A 26468-nucleotide genomic window follows, 5' to 3' on the forward strand; every position below is an offset into this window, starting at 1 on the left:
CTACCTTGTTTCCTCACTGTGATGCCCACTCCAAGCGGCATAACCGAATTTATCCCGTTCACAGGCAATAATGGGATCTATTGTACTGTTTGTGTCCGCATCGATTGCATCCCTGCCTCGCCCGATACTTTTCGTATTAATCGGCTTATACACATTGGCATGATGCGCTCTTAGTCTCACATCCCCAAGCTCCTGTGCGGATGTTTCTGACGTCAGCATCGTCTTTTCGAAAGGAACATCCAGGAACGCACACACTCTCCTGATCTCCTTTTCGGGGTTTTCGACAAGTGTTTCATAATAAATTTCGTGGAGATTCCCAGGATATTTACTTTTAAACTTTTCAGCCATTTGAACCGATCGCACCCATCTGCGTGCCGCATCCGTATGGTTTTTATAGATTCCTGATGCCACATAAGAGGCAACGACATCATAGGGATCCCGAACAATATGTATGAACTTTGCATCGGGGAAAACTTGAAAAAGCGGGAAGATAGCAAACGTGTTTAAAGGTGTTTTATCCCCCCATCTCGACTTGTCAATTTGATGCGTCTTGGCAAAATACTCATAAAAGCCGTGCAGCAAGAATGCGAGCGTTCTCTGCTCCTCGGGACAACGCGAAGCGCTGTCGACAAGCGGTGCCAATGTTTTGATGTCAAACGTTTCAAATTCAGGATAAAACTCGAAATTGGAATAGATGAGCTGGACAAGATCTCCCCAGCCCATGTTGTTGTAACGGCGGAACTGCCTGATGGATTTTCCCAGGACATATGTTTCGGGCGGGATAAACAACTCGGAATGGCTGTTGAGAATACGCCTAAGAAGCGTGTTCCCCGATCTGCCGGATCCAACGATGAAAAAAGGTGCGAATCCCTCCTGCTTTTCCAGCAGATGCTTTCTTAGTGGACTCCCCATCCTGATTTTCTTATAAAAATCGATCAAAGCTTCCGGAAGATAGTGCATAAACCCCAAAACGTCAACCTTGCTCAATCGTTTTTATAAATTTCGCGGGAATGCCGCCAACGAGCGTTCCCGCCGACACATCCCGGTCTACTACGGCTCCTGCCGCGACAACGGCATCTTCGTAAATGGTCACTCCGCCCAATATGATCGCACCGGCCCCGATCCACACCCGATCTTTTACTACAATAGGCCGGGAAGATGTACTTGTCCTCGGTTTGCCTTTCGCACTATGCAAGTCGTGTTGCGCAGTTTCAAATGAGACGTTGGGACCGATTGCCACATCCTCACCAATGGCGATGTACGTGTTTGGCGCGGCAAATCGCGAATTCACATTGACGAACGACCCTTTACCGATCGTGATATGCGAAGCTGCCCCGATTGGCCGGATATCTACACCTGGCCAGATTGTACATTTTCTTTCGATGCGCATACCGGCCAGTTTCAGGCAAAGCGCGCGCCATCGGTTGCAAACATTCAGACGCGGGAGGTGATTGGCAAAAAAAAGGAAGAGAGACTCCCGCAGCTCAGCCGCCAAGCCGTAAAGCATTCTTACCGCTTTCATCTTGAAACCCTTAGGGGAAAGTACCCAATAAATGAGCCGAACTTGCCTTTGATATAAAACAACGGCAAGAGATTTGAAATGAGCAGACTTAACAGGCTGGCGGCGGCGGCGCCCTTGATGCCAAAAGACGGGATAAGCAGATAATTTCCCGTAATATTTACAGCAGAAGCGATAATAATGATATTACGATAAACCGTCTGATTTCCGGTCATATTTAAAAAATACCCGACCGATCCGGAAGCGGCGTTGACAAATTGGCCTACAGCAAGGATAACCAGCGCCAGGTACCCTGCCACAAAACTACTCCCAAAGATGCCGAGAATCCAGTGACCGCCCGCTATCAGTAGGATGAGGAGTGGTGCAGAAGACCAGAAAATCATTTTACTTGATTTTCTGGCCACGAAGATCAACTCATCTATTTTATCCCTGTGGTAAAGCTCTGAAAACTTCGGGCCCAATATCGTATTAATGGCCGTAAGCAGGAACGCCGTCAACCCTGCCAGCTTCAAGACAATGCTGTAGATGCCCAAAGATGCTTCGTCCGACATCACTCCCAGCATAATAACATCAGTCTGACTTATAACCAGAAAAAGGACGGACGTCAAAAACATAGGGTGTGCTGTCGAAAAAATATTTTCATATGACAGCATGTGGACCTGTCCGCCTCTTTCCTTATCGCCTTTGAAATGGCTCCAAACAAAATAGCTACTGATCACCACCATAAGTACGGGAGTAAATAGCTGAATATACACAGGGTTGTATTTATCATAAAAAACAAGCGTTACGACAATTAGTGCCACAAGGTAAAAGGCACTTGGAAACCACTGAAAGAATACAAACAACTTGATATTTTTCATCCCCCTGAGTGCCGTCATATTAAGTGTCTGAAGCGACTTGAAAAGAATGATGGTAGAAGCTAAAGCGAACAAGAAGGACAAATGCGGTTTTGAGAAGATACCAGAAGCAATCACGTCGGACAAAGCAAAACTGAAAATACTAATGACAAAAGAAAATAGCAGCACCAAATGCATGGTTTTCTTAAAGGCCGCTTTGGCAGACCCCAGAGAGTATTTCACCAGATGCTCGGGGATAATTTTCAGCAATGACGTATCAGTCCCCATCAGTGAAACAATAAGTGCGACGCTTAAAAATGCATTGATAAGGGCCAGGGTTCCAACGACCTCAGCTCCATAGAAACGCGCAACGATAAAGCTGGAACCAATGCCGAGGAGTACAGCAACAATTTTTGCACCGAAGGTCAGGAGACCGCCTCTCGCTATCTCACTAAATCTTTCATCACGGAAAAATTGATTGAGCTTTCTCCTCCACACCGAGTACATATCAGCCTTCACCCTCACTGGAGTGGGATACGGCCGGTAAAGCGATAAATACCATCATGTATCCATAAGCACGACCCGGTCTTGAAGCAACCGGTATCGGCTTCCGTCGTAACCATCATCAGCGTAGCCCCCTTCATCAAAGACCAGCCTGTTGCCCGCTATACTGACCCACCCGATCTGCTTGGCCGGCACCCCGGCTATTAGGGCAAAGTCAGGCACATCTTTCGTTACAACAGCCCCTGCGCCGATGAGCGCATAACGTCCGACGGTAACGCCGCAGACAATCGTCGCGTTCGCCCCGACGGTGCACCCTTTTTTCAAGAGCGTCTTTTTGAACTCCGTTTTGCGGACGATAAATGCGCGAGGGTTGATGACGTTGGTGAAGACCATCGACGGCCCAAGGAAAACGTCGTCTTCGATCTCGACCCCTTCATATACACTGACGTTGTTCTGGATCTTGACGCCGTTCCCGATCGTGACGTTCGGCCCGACGACGCAGTTCTGCCCGAAAGAGCAGTTGCTGCCGACGCGTGTGTGCGAAAGGAGATGGCAAAAGTGCCAAATTTTCGTGCCCTCCCCGATGGAGACGTCCGCGTCGACAAAAGCGGATTCATGCACGAAGAGCGCTGCCGGCTTTTCCGCCGATTCCGTTTTGCCTTTGGCGCGCAGACGGGCTTTCCACTCCTCGGGTGTCAAACGACGCGGCTTATCCATGATCACGCCTCCACTTTCTTGCAAAAGGGATGATACTCCCCTTTCAGGCCAATGGGTGGGAGCCCCCGGATTTCCGATACGGTCCGGATAGAACCGTATGCCTCCTCCAATCCAAAACCGTTGCCGGCGAGAATCTCCTCGTATGAGCGTGTATGCAGATCGGTAAAGCCGCCGCTGAACTCGATCTCTTCTCCGTCAACGGTAATCGAACGGTAGGTGCGCTGTCCCTGCGCTTTGATCTCGTCGGGAATATAGTCGTAAACAACGGAGAGGAACCAGCGGACATTGGCATGTTTGAGCCGAAGCATTCCCGCATTGGCATACGCTGTTTTCAGGTGCACGATGTTCTCTTCGACATCACCGAAGATCCAGGTAAGCATGTCGTAAAAATGGACCCCGATATTGCTGGCGATTCCCCCGCTTTTGCTTTCGTCGCCTTTCCAGCTGACAAAATACCATTTTCCCCGTGAAGTCAGGTAGGTCAAATCAATGTCGTACATCTTGTCCGGGTTTTCGGCCAGCTCTTTTTGAACCTTCTCTTTCAAAGCGATGATGGAGGGGTGCAGCCGGAGCTGCAGAATGTTATAGACCTTTCTGCCGGTCTCCGCTTCGATCACCTTGAGTTGATCGATATTGTGCGGGTTCAGCACGAGCGGTTTTTCGCAAATGGCGTCTGCCCCGCTTTTGAGCGCGAATCGGATATGGCTGTCATGCAGATAGTTCGGAGAGCAGATACTGACGTATTCGATGCGGTCATTGTTGCTGCGGTGCCATTTGTCGACGAAACGGTCGAAGCGCTCGTACTCCGTAAAAAAACTGGCGTCCGGAAAGTAGCTGTCGATAATGCCGACACTGTCGCAGCGGTCAAGGGCTGCGATCAGGTTGTTACCCGTCTCTCTGATCGCCTTCATGTGGCGCGGCGCGATATAACCGGCCGCCCCGATCAATGCAAAATTCTTCATCCTGTCACAACCTCCATGTCGGTTTTTCCACAATGCCCTTGACGTCAATCACTACGGGATCGGATGTACTGATACGCTCATAGTCCTCCATCTGAAGCGCCTTGAACTGACGATGTCCGACAGCCACTACGATGGCGTCGTAACACTTTTCCGCTTCGAACGGGTTGGGTACGATACCGTGCTGGTAATGCTTCTTGTTCTCGTTCGGGTCGACCCAAGGATCGTATACATCCACTGTGCAGCCGTACGATTTGAGCTCCTCGATAATATCAACGACCTTCGTATTGCGCATATCCGGACAATCCTCTTTGAAGGTAACCCCCAATACAAGCACATTGGCGTTTTTCACCTTTTTATCATGCTGAATCAGCTCTTTGACCGTCTTTTCGGCAATGAACTTCCCCATCCCGTTGTTGATCAGGCGGGCGCCGAGGATCAGGTTCGGTTTGTAGCCCAGCTCTTCGGCCTTGAAAGTGAGGTAATACGGATCGACCCCGATGCAGTGTCCGCCTACGAGTCCAGGGCTGAGTTTGATGAAATTCCACTTTGTCGACGCGGCCTCGATCACCTCATTTGTATCGATACCGATCGCATCGAAAATCAGCGAGAGCTCATTAATGAGTGCGATATTGACATCGCGCTGGGTGTTCTCAATGACCTTGCTCGCTTCCGCAACTTTGATTGACGAGGCAAGATGGGTCCCAGCTTCGATGATACTCGCATAGAGGGCATCGACCCTTTGTGCGATTTCGGGCGTGGAACCCGAGGTCACCTTCTTGATCTTCTTGACGGTATGTTCTTTGTCACCGGGGTTGATGCGTTCGGGAGAGTAGCCGGCGAAGAAGTCCCGATTGAACAGCAGGCCCGAATGCTCTTCCAGCACGGGGACACATACTTCCTCCGTGACACCGGGATAGACCGTCGATTCGTATACGACGATATCGCCTTTTTTCAGAATCCGGCCGACCGTTTCGCTGGATTTCACAAGGGGAGTAAGGTCCGGACGGTTACTGCTATCGATCGGCGTCGGTACGGTAATGATAAAAACCGTCGCCTCGGAAAGCGCGTCTTCCCCGTCCGTAAAACGCAGCGTACTCTTCACGCCTTCAAGCTGCTCTTTTGACAGCTCCAGCGTCCGGTCATACCCTTGACGCAGTTCGGCTATGCGTTCCGTGTTGATGTCATACCCGATCACATTGTACTTCTCGGCAAATGCCGCCGCCAGTGGCAGTCCGACATAGCCGAGCCCTATGACCGCAACGGTCTCAATTTTGTTCATAACGTCTTCTTGAATAAAAGTGAAACATTATAACGATCCATCCCCAACAGAACTCTAAACAGGGCCGTTTGTAGTAAAATAGCGCCATGGTTTTTCCCGACACTTCCCTCTCTCGCCAGAAGGCGGCCTGATGTGCGCCGTCTTCGGCATTCTCGGCGATTACGAGCCCTCTCTCGCCCGACAGGCATTAGCTAAACTGGCGCACCGCGGCCCGGATTATTGCGGGATCATCGAGGAGAGGGGGCTCTTCTTCGCCCAGCACCGCTTGAGTATCCGCGACCTTCACGAGCGTTCACACCAGCCGCTGCGGAAGGGGAACGTTCTGCTCAGTTTCAACGGGGAGATCTACAACTACCGTGAGATTGCAGAGACACTGGGGCTGCAGGATACGACGGAAGCCGAAACCGTTCTGGCGGCCTACCTGCACTGGGGGATCGACTGCGTGCACCGCTTCCGCGGCATGTTCGCCCTGGCGATCTACGACGACGGGACCCTCTACCTGCTCCGCGACCGCCTGGGGAAAAAGCCGCTCTTTTTTGCCAAACAGAAAGAGCGATTCGTGTTTGCCTCGGAGATCAAGGGGATCCTCCCGTTCCTGCCCAGCGTCAGAATGAACGACGATGCGATGATGGGTTTTCTCTCCTTCCAGGCGCCTACAGCGCCGCACACCTTCTTCGAAGGCATCGAAAAAATCGCCCCCGGCGAGCTCATAACGGTTGCTAACGGCAGCGTTAGCCGGCGTTCGTATTACTGTTTGCTCGAACATGCCGACCCGGTGGAAGACAGCAGTGCCCGGCAGCGCATCGAGGCACGTATGGAAGAGAGCATCGCGATGCGCCTCGATGCCGACGTCCCCGTCGCCGCCCTGCTCAGCGGCGGAATCGACAGTGCCGCCGTCAACGCCTTTGCCAAGAAACTCGGCCGTCCCCTGCAGACCTTCAGCCTGGGCTACGCGGAGCGCTGGAACTACGACGAGAGCGGGAGTGCCGCCGAAACGGCACGCATCCTGGGGCTCAAGAACACGAAGATCACCATCGGCCAGAACGACTTCATCGATGCCATCGACCCGGTGATGGACGCCCTCGACGAGCCCCTGAACGACCCGGCCGCCATCCCGCTCTACCTCCTATTTGGCGCCATCAAAAAAGAGGGCTACCGCGTCGTACTCAGCGGCGAAGGGGGTGATGAACTCTTTCTGGGCTACCGGCAGTATTTCGACTACCTCGATATCGAGCAGCTGGCCTCTCTGCAGCGCAAGGCGTGGCTAAAGAAGTTTTTCCACGGCCACTTTTCCATCAACCGCGAGTGGGAGTGGTACAAGCGCGCCTTTGACGAGACCCTGCTCTTCCGGGGGGCCGGTGAAAAATTCACGGACCTTCAGAAAAACGCCCTGATGCGCCGGAACGTCCGCGACGAGGAGGGGCTGCGTTTTGTACAGCCCGAACGTGACCGTTTCGATGCCAGCCGCTGGACACACCCCGCCCACTGGTACAGCTACCTTGACCTTCGGCAGCTCCAGGCCGAGTACTACCTTGCCAAGCTCGACCGCGTCTCCATGGCCCACGGCATCGAATCCCGTACCCCGATGCTCGACCACCGTCTGGCGGAGACAGTCTTCGGCACGTCGGCGGAACTCAAGATCGGAAACGGGCGGCCAAAGGCGCTGCTCAAACAGATCATGCGCCCGTACCTTGGCGATACAATACTGGAACGAAAAAAGAAAGGGTTCGCCTCGCCCTATATGGAGTACCTGCACGCCTCGGGGAAGATCGACCTCATCACCGAGGTCAACGACCGGACGGGAGTGTTCAAAAAAGAGGTGCTGGAGCGCTACATCGATGCCGCAGTGCACCGCGGCCGCTTCAAACAGCAGGTCTGGAGCCTCTTCGTGCTCTCACACTGGATGAAAAAATACCTGCTCTGACTCAAAAAGCATACTGATACATCAGCGAGGCCTCGGTTACCTCGGTCGTAAAGGTGGCAGGCAGCGTCATGTAATGCGGACCGTAATCATAGTAATAGTGCATATCGGCATCGCCTTCGCTTCGGCGGTAAGAGATCCCGGCGATGATTTCAGAACCGGCTTGCCGGTACAGCACGGCATCAGCTCCGAGTGAGACCCCTGTCATCCATCCATCACTGACAGTATAGAATCCCCTTGCCAAGTGTTCGTCTTCAGAGTGTTGACGCGACAGCAGCACTCCGCCGTGAAATTGCCACGGCAGCGCAAAAAGGGTTGCGTCCAATACGCCGTACAGGTTCACCCCTCCCGCGTCCTGGGTAAAACGCACGGTCGTTCCACTCAGGACCGTCTGCGTACCATCCGTGTAGTCGATCTGCCGGGTATGTGACCAGCCAAGCCGCCACTGCTCGTAAAAAAAATCCATCCCCAGTGAAAAACCCGGTGTCACCGGATGACGGAAATCGATATGGAACACATAGTAGCTGTCCAGAGACGTGTCTGATTCCGAGTAGACCGTCTTGTTACCATCCCTCCAATCGGTATCGTCACCGGTACGTTTTTGGGAAGCGAAAGCGGAAGCACATGAGAAACTGAGCTGGCCGACCGGCATTTCCAGGGCATACCCCAGCTCCCCGACCTCTGCCGTTGCCGGGAAGCGGAGCTGTGCCTCCAGGCCCTGTGCGGGTTCTTTTACCCTGTAAGAGAGCGTGGCATTGGCACCTTTGATACCGACGAAAAGTCCATCCCCTAACAGCGGAACAGCTGCCAGTATCATACACGCGATTGCATGACGTGAGGCGGTCGTCAAAGCGTAACGTTGATGTCCGTACCGTTCTGATCTGTCACCGTGATCGTATTGATGGCAGTGACGTTGACGTCGATCACACCGCCGCCGGAACCGATAAGGCGCATACTGCCGCTGATAAGATCAAAATCACTATAGGTAAACGGATCGCCGCAGCCGTAAGTACTGTCAACGGCAATGGAGGCTGTCAAGTTGTCGATGTAAATCGTCCCGGCCATGTAGCAATCCGTCTCGGTCGATGGGCTGACGGTGTAATCATAGGCGAATGCCTCGGTGAGATCGTCATACCGTCCCGTCATATTACCGTCGCTCCACTGTACAGAGCTGGTCATCGTTCCCCCGGCGTACTCACCGTAAGATCCGTAATAGGTATAGTTCGTCTCCATGTTGCTGCCCGCTCGGATGGAGAACGTGTCTAAATCCATTGTCATCGTAAAGTCGGAGGGAAAATAGATTCTCGTGTATTCATATGTCTCGTTGGAATAGCCGAAATTCGTCCCGTCCACTATCACGCGCATCGATCCGTTCATCGTAAAGTTGACATCTAGACTGCAGTTGTCGAACTTCGCCGTCGCATCGATATGCGTTGCGCTACCCGATCCGCTCACGGAAATCGTCCCGCCGTAAGGACAGTTCTCTGTATAAAGCGACGCATTCAGAACCTCCGGGCTGAACGAAAGCACTTGCGCAACAGGTCCGTTCTTATCGCTTATAAAGCGGGGAGCACTGAAAGGTTCCACCGTATCGCCTGATACATTGTTGGATGACGCGGCAAATAACAGATACCCGCCGGGTGCTCCCGCGCTCTGTCCTCCAATGAGCGTCTCGACTGCCATGGCGCCGTTATCCGCTGTCGCTACCGCTGCCGGGACATTCAGAGTCGGAAGGCTTGCCGAGCCGCCACCTCCGCCGCCGCAGCCGCTGATGAAAAGTGTACCTGCCGCCGCAACGATGAGACCACCTTTTTGCAATACATCATACATATCCGCTCCTTGTGTTAGTGTCACTTCCGGACAATATAACACCCCTTCTCTTCAACAACACTTATTCATTATCGTTATAGACAGGGGGGGGTGGACTACATATCGTTGCGCGCTTCCTCCATCAGAACCCGGGCGATGTCCGTCATGCTGATCACCCCCGTCAAGCGCCCTTCCCAGGTCACCGAGAGATGCTTGATCTTCTGGTTGATCATCAGCTGCGCCGCATACCGGATATCGAGGTCCGGCACGATCTGTACCATCGGCTTGCTGGCGACGTCGTAGACGTTGAGCAGGTCCATATCCCCGTCGTTGCTGTAGATCGCCTCGAGGATATTGGAGTAGGTGACGATCCCGTAGGCGTCGTTTTCGCTGGTGCGCTCGACGATGACCGAACGTACGCTGCGCGTGTCCATCAGGTTGATCAGTTCGCGCACCGACGCATAGGGGGAGATCATCGCAATCTCATCCGCCGGCGTCATGATATCCCTCACTGTAATCAGTTTCATACCTCTTTCTCCTCTTTGAGTCTGTTGGCAAAGGCTTCAATCTGGTTGCTGGCGATCCCCGCGAGATGTTCGATGGGCAGCGACATGACGATCCCCTTGTTCTCCGTTTCAAGATGCAGTTCGTTCTTGAGCGCCTTCATCACTTTGACGGAGGTCCGTTTCTCAAGAACGAAGAGCAGCACACTCTCGGCGCGCTCATACGTCAGGCCGAAAAACGTCTTCTTTTCATTCAATCCAGTACCCTTGCCGGTAAGACTCGTCACCCCGCCGGCACCGTTGGCTTTGGCGATATCGATCGCCTCCTCTTCAAGCGACTGTTCCACGATCGCTACCAGTAATGCAAACCTCATTCAAACTCCTCCTTGTGTTGAGTTTTTGTGCGCCCGGCGCTGAATTCCGTAATCACCCCGTAAGCCATGACGGTAATCATCGGGAAAAGCGACGCAAAGGCAATCAGCCCGAACCCGTCAACGAGCGGGCTCCGTCCCTCGATATTGGTTGCCAGGCCCAGGCCCAGCGCCGCGACCAACGGCACGGTGACCGTCGACGTCGTCACCCCGCCGCTGTCGTAGGCGATCGGGATGATGTAGCGCGGCGCGAAATAGGTCAGGATGATGACGATGATGTAGCCGGCGATAATGTAATAGTGTATCGGGTCCCCCGCCACGATACGATACGCCCCCAGGGCGATACCCACGGCCACCCCTGCGGCGACGGCGATCCGCAGTACCATCTGCCGGATTTTTCCGGCGGAGATCTCCTCGACCTTGATCGCAATCGCCAGCAGCGCCGGTTCGGCCATGGTCGTCGAAAAGCCGATCAGAAAGGCGAACAGGTAGATCAGCAGCCGGTTGTCCTGTTCGGTGAGCTGCAGCGCCATCGTCTCCCCGATAGGAAAGAGCCCCATCTCCAGCCCCACGATAAAAGCATACAGCCCGAGGATAACAAGCACGATACCGAAAACGATGCGGCGCAGGTAGGGCACCTGTTTTTTGATGATGGCGTACTGGAAAAAGAAGATCACGGCCAGGATCGGCAAGACATCTTTGATGACATCGATAAGCTCCAGCAGCAGCACCAGCGCCTGCTGACCTACCGTGCGGCTGTGTTCCACGTGCTCCGACACGCTCTGCGCCACGGCGGCAATCGCCTCGCCGTTGCCGGAGGCGTAGACAACGATCCCGTAGACCTGAACGAAGATCATCGGTGTCAGCGAGGCGAACGCAATCAGGCCAAAACCGTCGATGACCGGGTTGCGCCCGCGGATACTGCTGGCAAGCCCGACACCGAGCGCCGCGACAAGCGGTACCGTTACCGTCGAGGTCGTCACCCCGCCGCTGTCGTAGGCAAGCCCGACGATCTCCGGCGGGACGAAAAAGGTCAGCGTCACGACGATGATATAGCCGGTGATGATATAGAAGTGGATCGGATGGCCCGTCAGGATGCGGAAGGTGCCCAGGGCGATGGCGAAGCCGACCGAAAAGGCGACGGTCAGCCGCAGCACCAGGGCGTCAATCTTGCCGTTGCTGATGACGGCAGCCTTATCCGCGATGGCAATCAGCGCCGGTTCGGCAATGGTCGTCGAAAAGCCGATCAGAAAGGCAAAAAGCAGCAGCCAGAATGCCGAACCCTTCCGTGCGAACTCCTGCGCGAGGTTCTCACCGACGGGGAAGATACCGACTTCCAGCCCCTGGATAAAAAGCGCAAGCCCCACGGCGACGATGAAAAGCCCCGTCGCGACGGAAAGAAGATTGTCGGGCATCTGCTGCAGGATAAAGATCTGGAAAAAGGCGATGACGGCGATGATGGGGGCAAGGTCGCCGAAGGAGCCTCTGAGCATGATCCAAAAGAGTCTGAGTTGTTCCATTGGGATATTTTACGCATTTTTGTGATTGATGTCATGGCACGCCTCATGCAAAGGGGAGCAAATCGGAAAAGCGTTACAATTTCGGAAAAAAGGAGTATCGATGCGTTCGAAAGTGACCATTTGGCACAACCCCCGCTGCGGCAAGTCCCGTGAGGCGCTGAAACTGTTGGAGGGCGAAGGGATCACCCCGGAAATCATCCGATACCTTGATGATACCCCCAGCGAAAAGGAACTCCGTAGTGTTTTGAAAATGCTCGGCATCGGCGCCCGCGACCTGATGCGTACGAAAGAGGCTGTCTATAAGGAGCTGGGTCTCAAAGAGGTCACCGATGAAGACGCCCTGATCAAAGCGATGACGGAAAATCCGAAGCTCATCGAACGTCCCGTCGTCATCACGGATGGCAAAGCCGTTATCGGCCGTCCGCCGGAAAAAGTCATTGATCTGGTAAAAGCATAAGGGAAAATCGGCCGCCGTACGGTGGCCGGATGTCTATTTAGAGGTCGTTTTCTTTTTTATACTTGATAATCTCGGCGTACGCCTCGTCTTTGAGCAGCAGCTTCTCTTTTTTCAGCTTTTCGATCTCTACGTCATCCATCGGAATCTGGCCGCTCTCACCCTTTTCAATCAGGTCGTCCAGCTCGTTGTGACGCTCGAAAATTTTCAGAAAATGCGCATTGGCGCTTCCGTCTTCCTTCATCTTGGTGATGATTTCACGGTATTCGTGCAGCATATGTTGTCCTCGTCTTTTTTAGGACGCCGCTTCCACGTCCCATAAACACCACTATAGCGTATTACTGTAAAATCCGGGGTAAAGTAATCCCCTCTTGACCCTGGTATTTGCCGCCTTTGTCGCCGTAACTCGTTTCGCACATTTCGTCCCCCTGAAGGAAAAGAACCTGGGCAATCCCCTCGTTGGCATAGATCTTCGCCGGCAGCGGCGTAGTGTTGGAAATCTCAATCGTAATATGGCCTTCGAATTCCGGTTCGAAAGGAGTAACGTTGACAATAATCCCGCAGCGCGCATAGGTGGATTTCCCCAGACAGATCGCCAGCACGTCGCGGGGGATTTTGAAATACTCCACGGTCCGCGCCAGCGCAAAAGAGTTCGGCGGAACGATACAGATATCGCCTTTGAAATCCACGACGTTGGCATCGTCAAAATGTTTCGGGTCGACCACGGTGGAATTGAGGTTCGTAAAGATCTTGAACTCGTCGCTGACACGGATATCATACCCGTAGGAGCTCAGACCGTAACTGACAACGCCCTTGCCGACCTGATCCTCGCAAAAAGGCGTAATCATGGCGTGTTCAAGCGCCTGTTCCCTGATCCAGCTGTCCGCCTTCAGTCCCATAAAAATCCTTCCCTGCCGCGGGGCGTTTCCCGGGCGGCTTAAATTAAGTTGTGCTATTATATCGCATTAAAATTTAGGCGGCCCCGATGCGGAAAACCAAGGGTTTTCACCCATTTCCGGGGCCCCCAGGAGCGTTTTGACATGGATATGAGACAGATCAAGGCATTGATGCAGGAATTTGACGAGAGCGGGCTTTCCAAACTGAAGATCACCAAAGAGGGATTCGAGATGGAACTGGAAAAAGTTATCGGAGCCGTCGCGGCACCGGTCGCCGCCCCTGCACCGGTCGCAGCACCGGCAGCTGCCCCCGCAGCCGCACCGGTAGCTGCTGCGGCGCCGGCCCCTTCTGTCAGCGGTGACGAGATCCTCTCCCCGATGGTCGGTACCTACTATGCGGCGCCGTCACCGGATTCCGCCCCGTTCGTCAAAGTCGGCGACACCGTGAAAAAAGGCCAGGTCATCGCCATCCTCGAAGCGATGAAGATCATGAACGAGCTCGAGGCGGAATTCGACTGCAAGGTCCTTGACGTCCTCGTCTCCGACGGCCAGGCTGTTGAATACGATATGCCGCTCTTCGTGGTCGAGAAGCTCTAATGGCAGAGATCAAGCGTATCCTGGTCGCGAACCGCGGCGAGATCGCCCTGCGTGCCATCCGTACCATCAAAGAGATGGGCAAGGAGGCCGTCGCCGTCTACTCCAAAGGGGACAAAGGCGCCGCCTACCTTGAACTGGCAGACGCCGCCATCTGCATCGGCGAAGCGCCGAGCAGCGCCAGCTATCTGCATATTCCCGCCATCATCTCCGCCGCGGAAGTGAGCGGGTGCGATGCCATCTTCCCCGGCTACGGCTTTCTGAGCGAGAACCAGCACTTCGTCGAAATCTGTGCGCACCACGGCATCAAGTTCATCGGGCCGACCCCGGAAGTCATGGTGCTGATGTCGGACAAGTCCAAAGCCAAAGACGTCATGATCGCCGCGGGCGTCCCGGTCGTCCCGGGCAGCGACGGCGCCATCACCGATATCGACGATGCGAAAAAACGCGCCCGCGAAGTCGGCTACCCAGTCATCCTCAAAGCCGCCCAGGGCGGCGGGGGACGCGGGATGCGCGTCGTCGAGGATGAGAGCTACCTTGAAAACGCCTTCCTGGCGGCGGAGTCCGAAGCGGTCACCGCGTTCGGCGACGGCACGATCTATATGGAAAAGTTCATCCTCAACCCGCGCCACATCGAGGTGCAGATCATGGCGGACAGCCATGGTAATGTCCTCCATATCGGTGAACGCGACTGCTCCATGCAGCGCCGCCACCAGAAGCTGATCGAAGAGTCTCCGGCCGTCGTCCTGACGCCGGAAGTCCGCGAACGCCTCCATGCCGCCGCTGTCCGCGCCACGGAGTACATCAACTACGAAGGCGCCGGTACCTTCGAGTTCCTGCTCGATGCGAACCTGGATTTCTACTTCATGGAGATGAACACCCGTCTGCAGGTCGAGCACACTGTCTCCGAAGAGGTGAGCGGCCTTGACCTCATCGAACTGATGATCCGTGTCGCGGAGGGGGAGACACTCCCCAAACAAGAAGAGATCAAGCTCAAAGGCCATGCGATCGAGTGCCGCATCACGGCGGAAGATCCGGTCAAGTTCCTCCCGAGCCCGGGCAAGATCCAGGAGTGGATCGCCCCGGGCGGCATCGGCGTACGTATCGATACCCATGCCCACGCGGGCTATATCGTTCCGCCGACCTACGACTCCATGATCGGGAAGCTGATCGTTTACGGCCGTGACCGCGAACATGCGATCAAACGGATGCACCGGGCGCTCAGTGAATTCACCATCAACGGTATCCGCACGACGATCCCTTTCCATATCAAAATGATGGAGAACGACGACTTCATCTCCAACAACTTCGATACGAAGTACCTCGAGAACTACAAGGGGTGACACTGTCACCCCGACACTCCCTTTAAAAACCTCACACGCTGCTTCTTTTGGCTCTCTATATAGAAGCATAGTATCGCAGGCCGTTTGCACTCCCGACAACCCTCTCCCTTTTCCAAGAAATTTCGTAAAAATCGAAAATAATGTGATAGCAATTTCAGGTTCGCGAGGAGAGATTTCCGGATAGCGAATGTAATATAACAGTTTTATCACAACTTTTATGCCGAAAAATAGGAATAAAGCCATAAAAATTAAGCTTTTATTTTATAAAAACATTTTTAAACTAAATAGAATCTTTTTCTAATTAATATTAGAAACTCTTATATTGTACTATAATGATACTTATATTTCGCATCAGGAAATTTACATGAAAACGAAACCGAGTACAACCCTTCTTAGTTTCTCTGCACTGCTTCTGCTGGCAGGGTCCACCAATGTTTTGGCCGCTTCTAAGACCAACTCATTTATCGTCTCGGCGAACGTACCCGCCGTGTGCAACTTTAACAGTGTCAACGATCTCAGCTTCGGTGATTACGATCCCAATGCAGGTTCAGGACTGAGCGCCGAATCGACGTTCAATATCCGCTGTACAAAAAATACAGACTACACACTCGCACTGGATGCGGGTGGCAACTCCGACAGAACCATGAGCGGCTCGGCGACCAACACCGACACGTTGGCGTATGAGCTTTATCAGGACGCTGCGCACTCACAGGTATGGGATGCGACGAACACCGTCACCGGCACCGCCACCGGGTTCGCATCAGACATCACTCAAACAGTTTATGGCAATATTCCTTCTAGCCAGGATGTCCTGCCGGACAGCTACACCGACACGGTGACTATTACCGTCAGTTACTAAATCATCAAGGAGTGGGCGAGAGTGAGTAGAGCGTTGCTTGCAGCATTGCTGATCGGCTATACCAGCCTGTGGGCAGGCTTCCAGGTCTACCCCATACGAGTTTATCTTGATCCGGAGACACCGGTGGCAACGGTCAAGGTCACGAACCAATCCGAGGAGAAGCGCTCTTTCGAAGTAGAAACGATGCGCTGGACCCAGGATGCCAACGGCAGCGACCGCTACGACAAAGACGCCTCCCTGCTGGCGGTGCCCCTGCTCTTTACACTGGAGGGGAAGGCATCCCAGACGGTACGCATTACCGATCTCTCGCCCACCGGGAAGAAAGCGCAATCGGCCTACCGCCTCTTTATCAGCGAACTTCCCGCGAAGCACGCCGAAGAAACGGGAGGGCTGCATATGCTTTTTCGCGTTGCCATCCCCGTCTTTATCACGACCGCCGCTTCGACGGAAACGCTCCTCACCCTAGACACCATCGAGAAATCACCGACAACGTTCAACTGCTGGCTTCGCAACGACTCATCGCATTTTGTCCGAATCAGCAAGCTCTATCTTGTGACAGCAGACGGGGAGCACGGCGTGCAGGTTGAACCGGCAAAATATCTGCTCCCCGGCAGCAAGGCCTCCTTCAACTTTACGCTCGATCCGGGGTTCACCCCATCAGCGCTGCACATTTTCCTAGAAGACGGGCAGCGGATTGAACTGGCTATCTAGACCGCTTCCACTCCTCTTTTTTCACGCGCTTCTGCTGGCCCAGTCCGACTACCACCGGACCATCATGGACATCGAACTCAACGGCGTGTTGCACGGGAACGTCATCCTGTTTCAGTCCGCCGGGGGGCTTTGCCTCCCGATGGAGTCCTTCCCGGAGCTCTCATCCTCGTCGCTTCCCCCAAAAAACGTCCGCACGGTTGACGGTGTTTCCTGTCTTGCCGTCGATACCCTTGAGGGTGGACATACCCGCCTTGACGAACAAGGCATGCGTGCCTTTGTGACGCTCCCGACGCAGCTGCTCAAAACGCAGACCCTGTCCGGCGAGCATGAACAGCTGCCGGACGTCATGTCTTCAACGGGATTCTATACGAACTACAATCTCTTTTATCAGCGCGAATCCGACATCTACAGCTACAGCAGCAGCGCCGACGCCCATCTCTTTTCCCCCTACGGGGTCCTGAGCAGCGGCTACTCCTATTTCGGCAGCGATACGGAGGAGAAAGGGGTACGCCTCGATACGCTATATGTCCTGGACCTTCCCGAAACCATTCAGTCGCTCCGGGTCGGCGACGTCATCGGTGCGCGTACGGAGTGGTCCGGCGGTCTCCGGATAGGCGGGATCCAGCTCGCGCGGAACTTTTCAACACGCCCCGACATGCTGACGATGCCGCTGCCAAGCTACACCTCCTCGGCCAGCCTCCCCTCCGCTGTCGACGCCTACGTCAACGGGAACAAGATCTTCCAAGAGAACGTCACGCCCGGTCCGTTTGAGATCACGGCCCTGCCGACGATCAACGGCCAGGGGGAGCTGACCGTCGTGCTCAAAGACATTACCGGGGTGCAGCGGAGTATGACCATTCCCTTCTACAGCGACACGAGGCTGCTGCGCAAAGGGCTGAGCGACTACGCCTTCGAAGCCGGGTACCTGCGCTACAACTACGGCATCAAAGATTTCGACTACCGCGACTTCGTCACCAGCGGAAGCTACCGCTTCGGAATGACGGACCGTCTGACGACGGAGGTGAACGGTCTGACCTTCAACGAACGGGCCGGCCGCATGGGAGCGGGTGCGAGCTATCTGCTCTTTGATGCGTTCACGATTGACGCCACGGTCGCCGCGTCGATCGACGAGGGCCAAAAAGGGTATTTGGCCAAAACCGGCATCAGCCGCCGCACACAGCGCTACTCCTTCTCGGCACAGTCGCAATGGGCAACGGAGGCCTTTCTCCAGCCGGGCATTCTCGGGAATGCACTCCGACAGCAGACCCTTCTGTTCGCCGGCTACAACACCCCCGCTTTGGGAAGCTTCTCCGCAAGCTATGTCTACCAGAAATACAGCGCCGAGCCCGCGTCGGAAACCGCGTCACTCAGCTATTCGAAAACCCTCTATCGGCGCCTCTTTTTAAACCTGATGGTGTCGCATACGATCGCGCCCCATGCCGACACCAGCGGACAGCTCCTTTTAAGCCTGCCGCTGGGAGAGCGCACCACCCTCTCCAATACGGACTTCGTCTCCAAAGAGAGTTCGGAGGTCCGGGTAAGTCTGCAGCAGAACCTGCCGACGTCCGATGGGTTCGGCTATACCCTGAGCGCTGCGCGCAACACCGCCTATGAGCATCCGTGGTACGGGGAGGCGCGCGGCAGCTATCAAAATCGCTATGCGCGTTTCGGGGCCGGCGTCGCTTCGGTCAACAACAAGACAGCGTACAGGGCAAGTGCAGAGGGCTCTTTCTCCTACATGGAGGGGCATCTGCATTTCAACCGGTCGACCGACGCGGCATTCGGTGCGGTCAACGTGGGCAGTGTCAAAGGTGTCCGCGTCTATTACCGCAACCTTCTGGTCGGAGAGACCGACGAGGACGGTTACCTCTTCATCCCGTCGCTGCTGCCTTATCAGCGCAACAAAATCACCGTCGACCCCCGCGACATCCCCTTTGATTACAGCCTGGGCAGAAACGAGATCCACCTTACCCCCTATCTGCACAGCGGTGTCAGCTACGCTTTCGACGTCAAAAAAGTGGAGTCGGTCATCCTGCATCTCTTCCGCGCCGGGGGCAAGGCAGTTCCCGTCGGTTCCGAGTGGGTGCTTGACGACGGTGCGACAGGCATCGTCGGCCAGGCGGGTCTGATCTATTTTGAATCGCTCCCGAGGGGGGAGCACACGCTTCGCATCACAAGCGAACAGGAACCCTGCCGGCTGCGCTTCCGTTTTGACGGGGCCCTGCCAAATACGCTACTATCTAATCTTGGAGAATTCACATGCGACGAAGACAACTGAACCCGCTTGGACCCATCATCGCGGCCGCCCTCGTATTGACGACCTCTGCCGCGGCCGCCACCTGTTCCGTGAGCTCGACGGGATTGGCGTTCGGATCGTACAACCCCTTCGACCTCGCCAGCGTCACAACGACCGGGACGATCACGATACAGTGTACGACGCTCAAACTCAACGACCGCGTCCAGGCAACGCTGCTGCTCTCAACGGGCAGCAGCAACAGCTACAGCGCAAGAACGATGCAGAACGACGCCGCGGAGACCCTCGCCTACAATATCTATACGAGCAGTAACTATGCTTTGGTCTGGGGAGATGGAAATAGCGGTACGGAAGTCGTCAGCGACAAATTTTTCGCAAAACTTCTCGCACCCGCCACAAAAAATTACACCATGTACGCGCGCATTCCTGCCGGGCAGGATGCCGGTGTCGGCACGTACCAGGACGTCATTACCGTCACGGTCGAATATTAGCCTCAGGGATTCGGCAGGCGGATAACGGTGATCTCGGCGTTCAGGCGGGCACGGTTGAAATAGTCTTTGAGCGTCTGTTCCCGTGCATCGGCCATCATCTCCTCTTGCACCTGCATCTTCACCGTCTCAAACGGCTGCATGACCGGGAGACTTTTGTTGCGGATATAAAATGAAACGAACCCCCCTTTCGGGTCGGAAAGCATCGGTGTGTACGCGCCGATCTCCGTTTTGATCAGCAGGGCGGCGAGCTGCGGCTCGATCTTGGCATAAGGCAGTGAAGCCTCCTGCATCGTTACCTCGGGAAGCATCAGCATCGGGTTGTCCATCTTGCGCTTCAACGCCCCCTGCGCCGACGCGTGGTAGACCGTGACGTCAAAGGTTTCGGGGTGGGAGAATTTCTCCGAGTGCAGGCGGTAATATTCGCGCATCTCCTCGTCACCCGGCTCCTCCATATTCGCCATCGCGACGGCGCTGTAGAGCTTCTGGGTCAGCATCGACTGTTTGAGCTTCGCTTCGAACGCACTGCGGCTGAGATGTTCACTCTTCCAGACCGCGTCAAAGAGCTGCGCCGTCGTCATGTTGTTCTGCCCTGCGATCTGCTTGATCCGCTCCTGCAGCTCCGTCTCGCTGACGCTGAGATCACGCTGCGCGATCTCCTGGCTTTCCAGCTTCTCACGGATCAGGGCATCGACGGCCTGTGCCTGCGTCATCCCGCCCTCCTGCATCTTCTGCGTGATGGCGTAGAGGGTGATCGGTTCCTCCTTGACGAGGATGGCGACACCGTCGACCATCCGTGCATATAACGCTACGGTAAAAAGTATGAAAAGCAGTACTGTTTTTTGCAAAGAGATCTCCTGATTGAAAGGCACCATTTTACCCGTTTTTGTTGAATGGACGCTCTTGGGGCTCTGATGTCGCTGCGGATGCCCCCTCTTCCCGCATCACTCCGGCCGATCGCAAAAAGCCGTGAAAGCCCTCAAGGTTCCACGCTTTTCCTACCTCCAAACCGTAATGAGTTATAATGGCGCCAAAAAAAGGCTTGCTTACCATGGTTGTCACCCGCTTCGCCCCCAGTCCGACCGGATACCTGCATATCGGGGGGCTGCGTACCGCGCTCTTCTCCTGGCTCTGGGCCCGCCGCAACGGCGGGAAATTCGTTCTGCGCATCGAGGACACCGACCAAAGCCGCAACAACGAGGCTGCGGCCCAGGCGATCGTCGATGCTTTCGAATGGATCGGCCTCGAACATGACGGCGAGATCCTCTACCAGTCCCAGCGTATGGGTGTCTACCAGATGTATATCGAGCAGCTCCTCCAGGAGGGCAAGGCCTACAAATGCTACATGAGCAAAGAGGAACTTGACGCCCTGCGCGAAGCACAGCAGGCACGCAAGGAACGCCCTCGCTATGACGGACGATACCGCGACTTTACCGGCACACCGCCCGAAGGCGTCGATCCCGTCATCCGTATCAAGGCCCCGACGGAAGGGACTATCACCGTCTATGACGGCATCAAGGGCGAGGTTACCTTCAACGTCGACGACATCCTCGACGACTTCATCATCGCCCGCGCCGACGGATCGCCTACCTACAACTTCGTCGTCGCCGTCGACGACGCGCTCATGGGCATCAACGAGGTCATCCGCGGGGACGACCACTTCTCCAATACGCCCAAACAGCTCGTCGTCTACGAAGCCCTGGGCTTCAAAGCCCCCGCCTTCTACCATGTCCCGATGATCCACAACAGCGAAGGCAAGAAACTCTCCAAGCGCGACGGCGCAACGGACGTGATGGAGTACAAACGCCTCGGCTACCGGCCTGAAGCCCTGCTCAACTTCCTTGTGCGCCTGGGGTGGAGCCACGGCGACCAGGAGATCTTCTCTATGGAGGAGATGAAAAAACTCTTCGATCCGAATACGATCAACAAGTCGGCCTCCATCTACAACACCGAGAAACTCGACTGGCTCAACGCCCACTACATCAAGAACCTCGCCAATGATGCGCTGGCCCACGAGCTGCTCCCCTTCGGCGTCGATCTGAAGGCCCATGACAAAAAAGAGATCCTGCTCGACGCGCTCAAAGAGCGCGCCAAGACCCTGGTCGAACTCGCTGAAATGGTCAAAGAGGTCCTGACCGCACCGACGGCCTACGACGAAAAAGCCTTCAAGAAAGCGGTCAAGCCCGACTCGAAAGCCGTCCTGGAAGCCTTTGCCGCCAAAGTCGAAGCCACGTCCGAACTTCACCTCCCGACCGATTACCACGCCTTGATGGAAACGGTCGTTTCCGAGATGGAGATCGGCTTCGGCAAGATCGGGATGCCGCTGCGCCTGGCGCTGATGGGCAAACTCTCCGGCCCCGGTGTCGACACCATCATGGCGTCCATCGGCCGCGAAGAGACGCTCACCCGCATCGCCGGACTGACCGCCAAACTCAACTAAAGGGAGCTACCATGGCCACCCCTCTTACCAACGAAGAGGCCCTCGCCTACCACGCCGAACCCACCCCCGGCAAACTCGCCATCGGCGTGACGAAATCCTTTAAAAGCCAGCACGACCTCTCCCTGGCCTACACGCCCGGGGTCGCCGTCCCCTGTCTCGCCATCGAAAAGAATCCCGAGGATGCCTACCGCTATACGGCCAAGGCGAACCTGATCGGGGTCGTCTCCAACGGTACCGCGGTCCTCGGTCTGGGCGATATCGGCGCGCAGGCCTCCAAGCCTGTCATGGAGGGCAAAGCGGTCCTCTTCAAGAAGTTCAGCGACCTCGACGCCTTCGACATCGAAGTCGATACGAAAGATATTGAGCGCTTCTGCAGCGTCGTCGAGGCGATCGCCCCCACCTTCGGGGGGATCAACCTCGAGGATATCAAGGCGCCTGAGTGTTTCGAGATCGAAAAACGCCTTGCCGCCCGCCTCGACATCCCCGTGATGCACGACGACCAGCACGGGACCGCCGTCATCAGCGCCGCGGGCATCATGAACGCCTGCCGCCTGACGGGACGCGACATCAAAAGCCTGCGTATCGTCATCGTCGGGGCCGGGGCCGCCGCCATCAGCTGCGCCCGCCTCTACCGCTACCTGGGCGTGGAGAACATCATCCTGATCGACTCCAAGGGCGTCGTGCATACGGGGCGCAGCGACCTCAATGTCTACAAAACGGAGTTCGCCATCAAAGTCCCCGTCAGCCAAAGCGACGCCTTCGACGGGGCCCACGTCGTCGTCGGCCTTTCGCGCCCGGGCACCTTCACCACCGAAGACGTCATGCGCATGGCCGACAATCCGGTGGTCTTTACCCTCGCCAACCCCACCCCGGAGATCATGCCGGAGCTGGTCCGCGAGGCCCGTCCCGACGCCATCGTCGCCACCGGGCGCAGCGACTTTCCCAATCAGGTCAACAACGTCCTGGGCTTCCCCTTTATCTTCCGCGGGGCCGTCGACGTACGCGCCAAAGCGATCAATACGGAGATGAAGATCGCCGCCGCCGAGGCCCTGGCCCGCCTGGCCCGCACGGAGGTCCCCGCCTACCTGAACGAACTCTACGGCACCGAACTCGCCTTCGGCCGCGACTACCTCATCCCCAAACCCTTCGACAAACGCCTGATCGTCGAAATCTCCAGCGCCGTCGCCGCGGCGGCGATCCATACGGGCGTCGCCCGCGCGGCAGACTTCGATATCGAGGCCTACCGCAAGGCGCTCGCCGAGCGCATCTGCGTCGACTGCCAGCCCGAATAGGCGCTAGATCACCGAGGTCATCAGCAGATTGACCAGGAGGGTAACGTCCCGGAGCGAAGGCTTCGGATTCGCCTCCAGCGCCGTGATCGACTCGAGGATATCGGCGAACGCTTCCTGGTCGTTGGCCAGGAAATTCTCGAACGCCTCCATCGGCGGTTCGTTGATGCGCTGAAAGGCCAGAATCCGGTTCGTATAGTGGACGGCGATGTACTCCACGAACTGCAGCAGCTGCCGCCGCAGATTGAGATCCCGTTCGTCTTTGAGGTCAAACGCGTTGAGGATATTGATGATCCGCAGAATCGCGAAACGCTCGATGACAAGGTAGAAGAGCGTTGCGACGTCGCTGAAAGAGTGTTTGCTCTGCTCTTTGGTAATGATGACCGCGACCGCGAAGCGCAGATACTCCAGCACATCGAAGAAGCGGTTGAAGGTATCGTCCCCTTCGATCAGCATCCGCGGCTGCTTCGGTTTGATCTTCGAGAGCATCTCGAAGAGCTCCTCTTTGTGCTCGATGAAGTGGAGGCTGTCGATCGATTCGACGTCGACGTATTTGACCATCCAGCGCGTGGCAAAATTGAGCACGTGCTCGATCTGGTCCAGCAGGGCGTACTGCTGGCGCACCGGCATCGTATAATCCGAACGGAAGATCGTATGGCGGATGTCGTTCGCCCCGAAGAGGGCGTTGCAGATCAGGTAGGCGCGGATTTTCATCAGGAAGCGCGCCTTCCCCAGCCGCCGGTAATCCCGCACGAAAGAGACGCCCTGGTCGTTGATCACCATATCGGCGATCATCGTCGCGATGATCTGGGGGCGCAGCGGGTGGTGGCGGATCTCCTCTTCGTAGGCGCTGACAAAGGCCTTGGGGAAATATTTGTATAAAAAGCGCTGGGCGAACTGCTCGTCGATCAGCGGCGTGTCGATGATCAGCTGCTTGATGAAGATCTTCGCGTAGGAGAGCAGCGAGCCGAGGATCGGACGTACGATCCCCCCGTCCTCCGCGGAGAGCACTTCGAAAATATTCTCTTTTTTCGGAATATAGAAGTCACGGCGGTTGAAGACCGGGTTCTCCTCGGCGATCACGTCGATGGCCTCCTGGAAATCCTCCAGGTACATCCGGCTCAGCTGCTCGTCGCGCGAGATCGTCAGCGCCTGGCGGTAGCAGCTCCAGAGTACGCTGTTCTCCACCTGCTCGCTGTGGCGCCCGAGTACTTCCGCGCGGCTCTGCTGGTCCAGCAGTCCTTTTCGGCTCAGCGACTCCAGCAGGATCTTGATATTGACCTCGTGGTCGGAGGTGTCGACCCCGCCGGCGTTGTCGATGCCGTCGAGGTTGATCTTCCCGCCGCCCAGGGCGTATTCGATGCGGGCGCGCTGGGTAAACCCGAGGTTCCCCCCTTCGCAGACGGCGAAACAGCGCAGCTGCGCGGCATTGACCCGCACCGATTCGTTCTGCTTGTCCCCCAGCTCCAGGTCGCTCTCCTCCGAGTGCTTCACGTAGGTACCGACCCCGCCGTTAAAGAGCAGATCGACTTTCATGCACAGCAGCGCCCGGGCCAGCTCCTCCCCGCTCATGTAGCGTGCCTGGGTCTGGAGCATCCGCCGGATCTCGTCGCTGAGCGCGATCGCCTTCTCGCTGCGTTCCCAGACCCCGCCGCCGCTGGAGATCAGCTCCTTCTTGTACGCCCCCCAGCTGCCGTCTTTGGCGGCAAAGAGCCGCTTACGCTCCTCGAACGCCTCCTGCGGCGAGGGGTTGGGGTCGACGAAAATCTCCCGGTGGGAGATCGCGCCGAGCAGTTTGAACGCCCGGGAGAGCAGCACCCCGTTCCCGAAAACATCGCCGTTCATCGACCCGATGCCGACGACGCTGATGGGATCGTTATAAAGGTCGATGCCGCGTTCAAGGAAGAAGCGCTGCGTCGAACGCATCGCCCCTTTGGCCGTGATGCCGATCGCTTTGTGGTCGTATCCGTTGCTGCCGCCGCTGGCGAAGGCGTCCCCGAGCCAGAAACCCCGTTTCAATGCGATGGCATTGGCCGTGTCGCTCATTGCCGCCGTCCCCTTGTCCGCCGCGACGACGAAGTAGCTGTCCTCCCCGTCATAGGCCACGATACGGCTGTCATGCACGGTCTCGCCGTTTTCGACGTTGTCGACCAGGTCCAGCAGGTTCTCGATAAAGGCGCTGTAAATGGCCGTGAAGAGCTCCTTCGTGATCTCGCTGCGCGGCCGGTCGATGACGAAGCCGCCCTTCGCCCCGTCGGGGATGATGATCGCGTTTTTGCCCTCCTGGGTCACCATCAAGGAGCGCACCTCGGTGCGGTAGTCGTCGTAGCGCTCGCTCCAGCGCAGCCCCCCGCGGCTGATCCTGCCCATGCGCAGGTGAAGGCCTCTAAAATCCTTGTGGTAGACGAAGGCTTCGATGCGCGGCTGGATCCCGCGCAGATGCTCGGCGAACTTCGTCATATCGAGCTTGAACGCGATCGCCTCGCGCTCCAGGTAGTAGTTGGTCCGGCTCATGGCGCCGAGCATCGCAAAGAGCAGTTTGAGGATCCGGTCGTCCATGATGTCGGGGACCGCCTTGATCGCCTCCGCGACGATCCCCTCTATCTCCGTGCTTTTCTGGGCCCGCGCTTTCAGCTCCGGGTTGAAGCGCGCAGCGAAATAGTGCAGCAGCATGGCTGACAGTTCATCGTGCCGGGTCACCGTATGCAAAATCGTGTCAAAGTTGATCGACGGCACCGCCTGGTTGATGTACTCGATAAAGGCCCGCAGCAGCGTCACCTGGCGCAGGCTCAGGTTCTGCTTGTAGACCAGCGAATAGATCCGGCAACTGCTGAACGTCCGCCCCAGCAGCGAGTCGGTGATCACCGACTCGATATTCGTTTTGGCCCGGGAGAAGGCCTCCGTATCGTCCACCTGCAGATTAAAGCGGCAGACATGGACCGGTTTTTCCTCCGGTTCAACCGTGTAGGTCACTTCATCCACCACCACGAAGGCGAAGTCATGCAGGATCGGCGTAATGTCGGAGAGCAGCAGCTGCTCCCGGGAATAGAGCCGGACGGCGGCCTTTCCTTCGGCAAGCGTGATCTGGGTGACGATAGACGTCTGCCGCAGCGCCGTCAGCAGCTCCTCTCCGATCTCCAGGTCCTGGGGATTTAGCAGCTGCGAACAGACCGCGCCGAGCTGGCTTTCCGGGCTCATA

General features: G+C 56.1%; 25 protein-coding genes. 10 read left to right on the top strand and 15 right to left on the bottom strand.

The features are described from left to right. The 6 genes from WCX72_RS12360 to WCX72_RS12385 are packed head-to-tail and all read right to left on the bottom strand — an operon-like array spanning window position 1 to window position 5817. Window positions 1–987 (bottom strand): sulfotransferase, encoded by a 987-nt coding sequence (locus WCX72_RS12360; RefSeq protein WP_345970040.1) that lies wholly within the window; start codon window positions 985–987, stop codon window positions 1–3. Continuing rightward, window positions 974–1522, bottom strand: coding sequence for an acyltransferase (locus WCX72_RS12365; RefSeq protein ID WP_345970041.1), 549 nt, complete (start codon window positions 1520–1522; stop codon window positions 974–976). Before WCX72_RS12365 ends, WCX72_RS12360 begins: the two co-directional genes overlap by 14 nt. Then, the gene (locus tag WCX72_RS12370) at window positions 1519–2862 is read right to left on the bottom strand and encodes a flippase (protein ID WP_345970042.1); all 1344 of its coding nucleotides are present in this window, start codon (window positions 2860–2862) and stop codon (window positions 1519–1521) included. The genes WCX72_RS12365 and WCX72_RS12370 overlap by 4 nt, the downstream gene beginning before the upstream one ends. 54 nt (window positions 2863–2916) lie before the next feature. Continuing rightward, on the bottom strand, window positions 2917–3576 hold the full coding sequence (locus tag WCX72_RS12375) for an acyltransferase (RefSeq protein ID WP_345970044.1): 660 nt from the start codon (window positions 3574–3576) through the stop codon (window positions 2917–2919). A 2-nt stretch (window positions 3577–3578) separates the two neighbouring features. After that, a complete protein-coding gene (locus WCX72_RS12380) occupies window positions 3579–4538 on the bottom strand; it encodes a Gfo/Idh/MocA family oxidoreductase (protein WP_345970046.1) in 960 nt (319 codons plus the stop codon). A gap of 4 nt (window positions 4539–4542) precedes the next feature. Further along, a complete protein-coding gene (locus WCX72_RS12385) occupies window positions 4543–5817 on the bottom strand; it encodes a nucleotide sugar dehydrogenase (protein WP_345970047.1) in 1275 nt (424 codons plus the stop codon). Window positions 5818–5947: 130 nt separating this feature from the next. On the opposite strand from WCX72_RS12385, the gene asnB reads away from it, so the two are divergent. Next, window positions 5948–7741 (top strand): asparagine synthase (glutamine-hydrolyzing), encoded by a 1794-nt coding sequence (gene asnB / locus WCX72_RS12390; protein ID WP_345970048.1) that lies wholly within the window; start codon window positions 5948–5950, stop codon window positions 7739–7741. 1 nt (window position 7742) lies between these two features. Here asnB and WCX72_RS12395 read toward each other — a convergent pair whose 3' ends face one another. The 5 genes from WCX72_RS12395 to WCX72_RS12415 all read right to left on the bottom strand — a co-directional run bounded on the left by WCX72_RS12395 (window position 7743) and on the right by WCX72_RS12415 (window position 11941). Continuing rightward, window positions 7743–8555, bottom strand: coding sequence for a hypothetical protein (locus tag WCX72_RS12395; protein WP_345970050.1), 813 nt, complete (start codon window positions 8553–8555; stop codon window positions 7743–7745). Window positions 8556–8584: 29 nt separating this feature from the next. Then, window positions 8585–9568, bottom strand: a complete 984-nt coding sequence (locus WCX72_RS12400) for a hypothetical protein (RefSeq protein ID WP_345970051.1) — start codon at window positions 9566–9568, stop codon at window positions 8585–8587. Between the two features lie 95 nt (window positions 9569–9663). Further along, window positions 9664–10074 carry a CBS domain-containing protein gene (locus WCX72_RS12405; protein WP_231019396.1) on the bottom strand — a complete coding sequence of 137 codons (411 nt, stop codon included), beginning with the start codon at window positions 10072–10074 and terminating at the stop codon, window positions 9664–9666. Then, window positions 10071–10424, bottom strand: a complete 354-nt coding sequence (locus tag WCX72_RS12410; protein WP_231019397.1) for a transcriptional regulator — start codon at window positions 10422–10424, stop codon at window positions 10071–10073. Before WCX72_RS12410 ends, WCX72_RS12405 begins: the two co-directional genes overlap by 4 nt. Next, a complete protein-coding gene (locus WCX72_RS12415; RefSeq protein WP_345970052.1) occupies window positions 10421–11941 on the bottom strand; it encodes a DUF1538 domain-containing protein in 1521 nt (506 codons plus the stop codon). Before WCX72_RS12415 ends, WCX72_RS12410 begins: the two co-directional genes overlap by 4 nt. 100 nt (window positions 11942–12041) lie before the next feature. Here WCX72_RS12415 and arsC point away from each other — a divergent pair, with 100 nt between their 5' ends. Continuing rightward, complete coding sequence (gene arsC / locus WCX72_RS12420; RefSeq protein ID WP_345970053.1) at window positions 12042–12398, top strand: arsenate reductase (glutaredoxin); 357 nt, start codon at window positions 12042–12044, stop codon at window positions 12396–12398. A gap of 37 nt (window positions 12399–12435) precedes the next feature. Here the strand turns inward: arsC and WCX72_RS12425 are convergent, their stop codons facing one another. Together WCX72_RS12425 and dcd are read right to left on the bottom strand one after the other, a co-directional pair. After that, window positions 12436–12672, bottom strand: a complete 237-nt coding sequence (locus WCX72_RS12425; RefSeq protein WP_345970054.1) for a DUF465 domain-containing protein — start codon at window positions 12670–12672, stop codon at window positions 12436–12438. 61 nt (window positions 12673–12733) lie between these two features. Then, window positions 12734–13294 carry a dCTP deaminase gene (gene dcd / locus WCX72_RS12430; RefSeq protein ID WP_231019402.1) on the bottom strand — a complete coding sequence of 187 codons (561 nt, stop codon included), beginning with the start codon at window positions 13292–13294 and terminating at the stop codon, window positions 12734–12736. A gap of 141 nt (window positions 13295–13435) precedes the next feature. On the opposite strand from dcd, the gene accB reads away from it, so the two are divergent. From accB to WCX72_RS12460, 6 genes are all read left to right on the top strand, one after another. Continuing rightward, window positions 13436–13888, top strand: coding sequence for an acetyl-CoA carboxylase biotin carboxyl carrier protein (accB, locus tag WCX72_RS12435; protein ID WP_345970055.1), 453 nt, complete (start codon window positions 13436–13438; stop codon window positions 13886–13888). Continuing rightward, window positions 13888–15228 carry an acetyl-CoA carboxylase biotin carboxylase subunit gene (locus WCX72_RS12440; RefSeq protein ID WP_345970056.1) on the top strand — a complete coding sequence of 447 codons (1341 nt, stop codon included), beginning with the start codon at window positions 13888–13890 and terminating at the stop codon, window positions 15226–15228. The genes accB and WCX72_RS12440 overlap by 1 nt, the downstream gene beginning before the upstream one ends. Window positions 15229–15592: 364 nt before the next feature. Beyond that, complete coding sequence (locus tag WCX72_RS12445) at window positions 15593–16087, top strand: spore coat U domain-containing protein (protein ID WP_345970057.1); 495 nt, start codon at window positions 15593–15595, stop codon at window positions 16085–16087. A gap of 21 nt (window positions 16088–16108) precedes the next feature. Beyond that, window positions 16109–16798 (top strand): fimbria/pilus periplasmic chaperone, encoded by a 690-nt coding sequence (locus WCX72_RS12450; protein WP_345970059.1) that lies wholly within the window; start codon window positions 16109–16111, stop codon window positions 16796–16798. Further along, window positions 16782–19076 carry a fimbria/pilus outer membrane usher protein gene (locus tag WCX72_RS12455; protein ID WP_345970060.1) on the top strand — a complete coding sequence of 765 codons (2295 nt, stop codon included), beginning with the start codon at window positions 16782–16784 and terminating at the stop codon, window positions 19074–19076. The genes WCX72_RS12450 and WCX72_RS12455 overlap by 17 nt, the downstream gene beginning before the upstream one ends. Continuing rightward, the gene (locus WCX72_RS12460; RefSeq protein ID WP_231019410.1) at window positions 19058–19543 is read left to right on the top strand and encodes a spore coat U domain-containing protein; all 486 of its coding nucleotides are present in this window, start codon (window positions 19058–19060) and stop codon (window positions 19541–19543) included. Before WCX72_RS12455 ends, WCX72_RS12460 begins: the two co-directional genes overlap by 19 nt. 2 nt (window positions 19544–19545) lie before the next feature. On the opposite strand, the gene WCX72_RS12465 is transcribed toward WCX72_RS12460, so the two are convergent. Then, window positions 19546–20388, bottom strand: coding sequence for a peptidylprolyl isomerase (locus WCX72_RS12465; RefSeq protein ID WP_231019411.1), 843 nt, complete (start codon window positions 20386–20388; stop codon window positions 19546–19548). 203 nt (window positions 20389–20591) lie between these two features. Here WCX72_RS12465 and gltX point away from each other — a divergent pair, with 203 nt between their 5' ends. After that, on the top strand, window positions 20592–21980 hold the full coding sequence (gene gltX / locus WCX72_RS12470) for a glutamate--tRNA ligase (RefSeq protein ID WP_345971567.1): 1389 nt from the start codon (window positions 20592–20594) through the stop codon (window positions 21978–21980). A gap of 11 nt (window positions 21981–21991) precedes the next feature. Beyond that, a complete protein-coding gene (locus WCX72_RS12475) occupies window positions 21992–23272 on the top strand; it encodes a malic enzyme-like NAD(P)-binding protein (protein ID WP_345970061.1) in 1281 nt (426 codons plus the stop codon). Window positions 23273–23275: 3 nt separating this feature from the next. Here WCX72_RS12475 and WCX72_RS12480 read toward each other — a convergent pair whose 3' ends face one another. After that, window positions 23276–26467 (bottom strand): NAD-glutamate dehydrogenase domain-containing protein, encoded by a 3192-nt coding sequence (locus WCX72_RS12480; RefSeq protein WP_345970062.1) that lies wholly within the window; start codon window positions 26465–26467, stop codon window positions 23276–23278. Window position 26468: the final 1 nt, after the last annotated feature.

It is taken from the genome of Thiomicrolovo immobilis (assembly GCF_039645955.1).
GTDB lineage: Bacteria > Campylobacterota > Campylobacteria > Campylobacterales > Sulfurimonadaceae > Thiomicrolovo > Thiomicrolovo diazotrophicus.

Excerpts from the sequence above, each read along its gene's own strand:
- WCX72_RS12365 (WP_345970041.1), bottom strand. The coding sequence starts at position 1,522 with ATGAAAGCGGTAAGAATGCTTTACGGCTTGGCGGCTGAGCTGCGGGAG.
- asnB (WP_345970048.1), top strand. The coding sequence starts at position 5,948 with ATGTGCGCCGTCTTCGGCATTCTCGGCGATTACGAGCCCTCTCTCGCC.
- WCX72_RS12380 (WP_345970046.1), bottom strand. The coding sequence starts at position 4,538 with ATGAAGAATTTTGCATTGATCGGGGCGGCCGGTTATATCGCGCCGCGC.
- WCX72_RS12445 (WP_345970057.1), top strand. The coding sequence starts at position 15,593 with ATGAAAACGAAACCGAGTACAACCCTTCTTAGTTTCTCTGCACTGCTT.
- WCX72_RS12370 (WP_345970042.1), bottom strand. The coding sequence starts at position 2,862 with ATGTACTCGGTGTGGAGGAGAAAGCTCAATCAATTTTTCCGTGATGAA.
- WCX72_RS12480 (WP_345970062.1), bottom strand. The coding sequence starts at position 26,467 with ATGAGCCCGGAAAGCCAGCTCGGCGCGGTCTGTTCGCAGCTGCTAAAT.
- arsC (WP_345970053.1), top strand. The coding sequence starts at position 12,042 with ATGCGTTCGAAAGTGACCATTTGGCACAACCCCCGCTGCGGCAAGTCC.
- accB (WP_345970055.1), top strand. The coding sequence starts at position 13,436 with ATGGATATGAGACAGATCAAGGCATTGATGCAGGAATTTGACGAGAGC.
- WCX72_RS12405 (WP_231019396.1), bottom strand. The coding sequence starts at position 10,074 with ATGAAACTGATTACAGTGAGGGATATCATGACGCCGGCGGATGAGATT.
- WCX72_RS12425 (WP_345970054.1), bottom strand. The coding sequence starts at position 12,672 with ATGCTGCACGAATACCGTGAAATCATCACCAAGATGAAGGAAGACGGA.
- gltX (WP_345971567.1), top strand. The coding sequence starts at position 20,592 with ATGGTTGTCACCCGCTTCGCCCCCAGTCCGACCGGATACCTGCATATC.
- WCX72_RS12415 (WP_345970052.1), bottom strand. The coding sequence starts at position 11,941 with ATGGAACAACTCAGACTCTTTTGGATCATGCTCAGAGGCTCCTTCGGC.
- WCX72_RS12460 (WP_231019410.1), top strand. The coding sequence starts at position 19,058 with ATGCGACGAAGACAACTGAACCCGCTTGGACCCATCATCGCGGCCGCC.
- WCX72_RS12440 (WP_345970056.1), top strand. The coding sequence starts at position 13,888 with ATGGCAGAGATCAAGCGTATCCTGGTCGCGAACCGCGGCGAGATCGCC.
- WCX72_RS12385 (WP_345970047.1), bottom strand. The coding sequence starts at position 5,817 with ATGAACAAAATTGAGACCGTTGCGGTCATAGGGCTCGGCTATGTCGGA.
- WCX72_RS12375 (WP_345970044.1), bottom strand. The coding sequence starts at position 3,576 with ATGGATAAGCCGCGTCGTTTGACACCCGAGGAGTGGAAAGCCCGTCTG.
- dcd (WP_231019402.1), bottom strand. The coding sequence starts at position 13,294 with ATGGGACTGAAGGCGGACAGCTGGATCAGGGAACAGGCGCTTGAACAC.
- WCX72_RS12410 (WP_231019397.1), bottom strand. The coding sequence starts at position 10,424 with ATGAGGTTTGCATTACTGGTAGCGATCGTGGAACAGTCGCTTGAAGAG.
- WCX72_RS12395 (WP_345970050.1), bottom strand. The coding sequence starts at position 8,555 with ATGATACTGGCAGCTGTTCCGCTGTTAGGGGATGGACTTTTCGTCGGT.
- WCX72_RS12475 (WP_345970061.1), top strand. The coding sequence starts at position 21,992 with ATGGCCACCCCTCTTACCAACGAAGAGGCCCTCGCCTACCACGCCGAA.
- WCX72_RS12400 (WP_345970051.1), bottom strand. The coding sequence starts at position 9,568 with ATGTATGATGTATTGCAAAAAGGTGGTCTCATCGTTGCGGCGGCAGGT.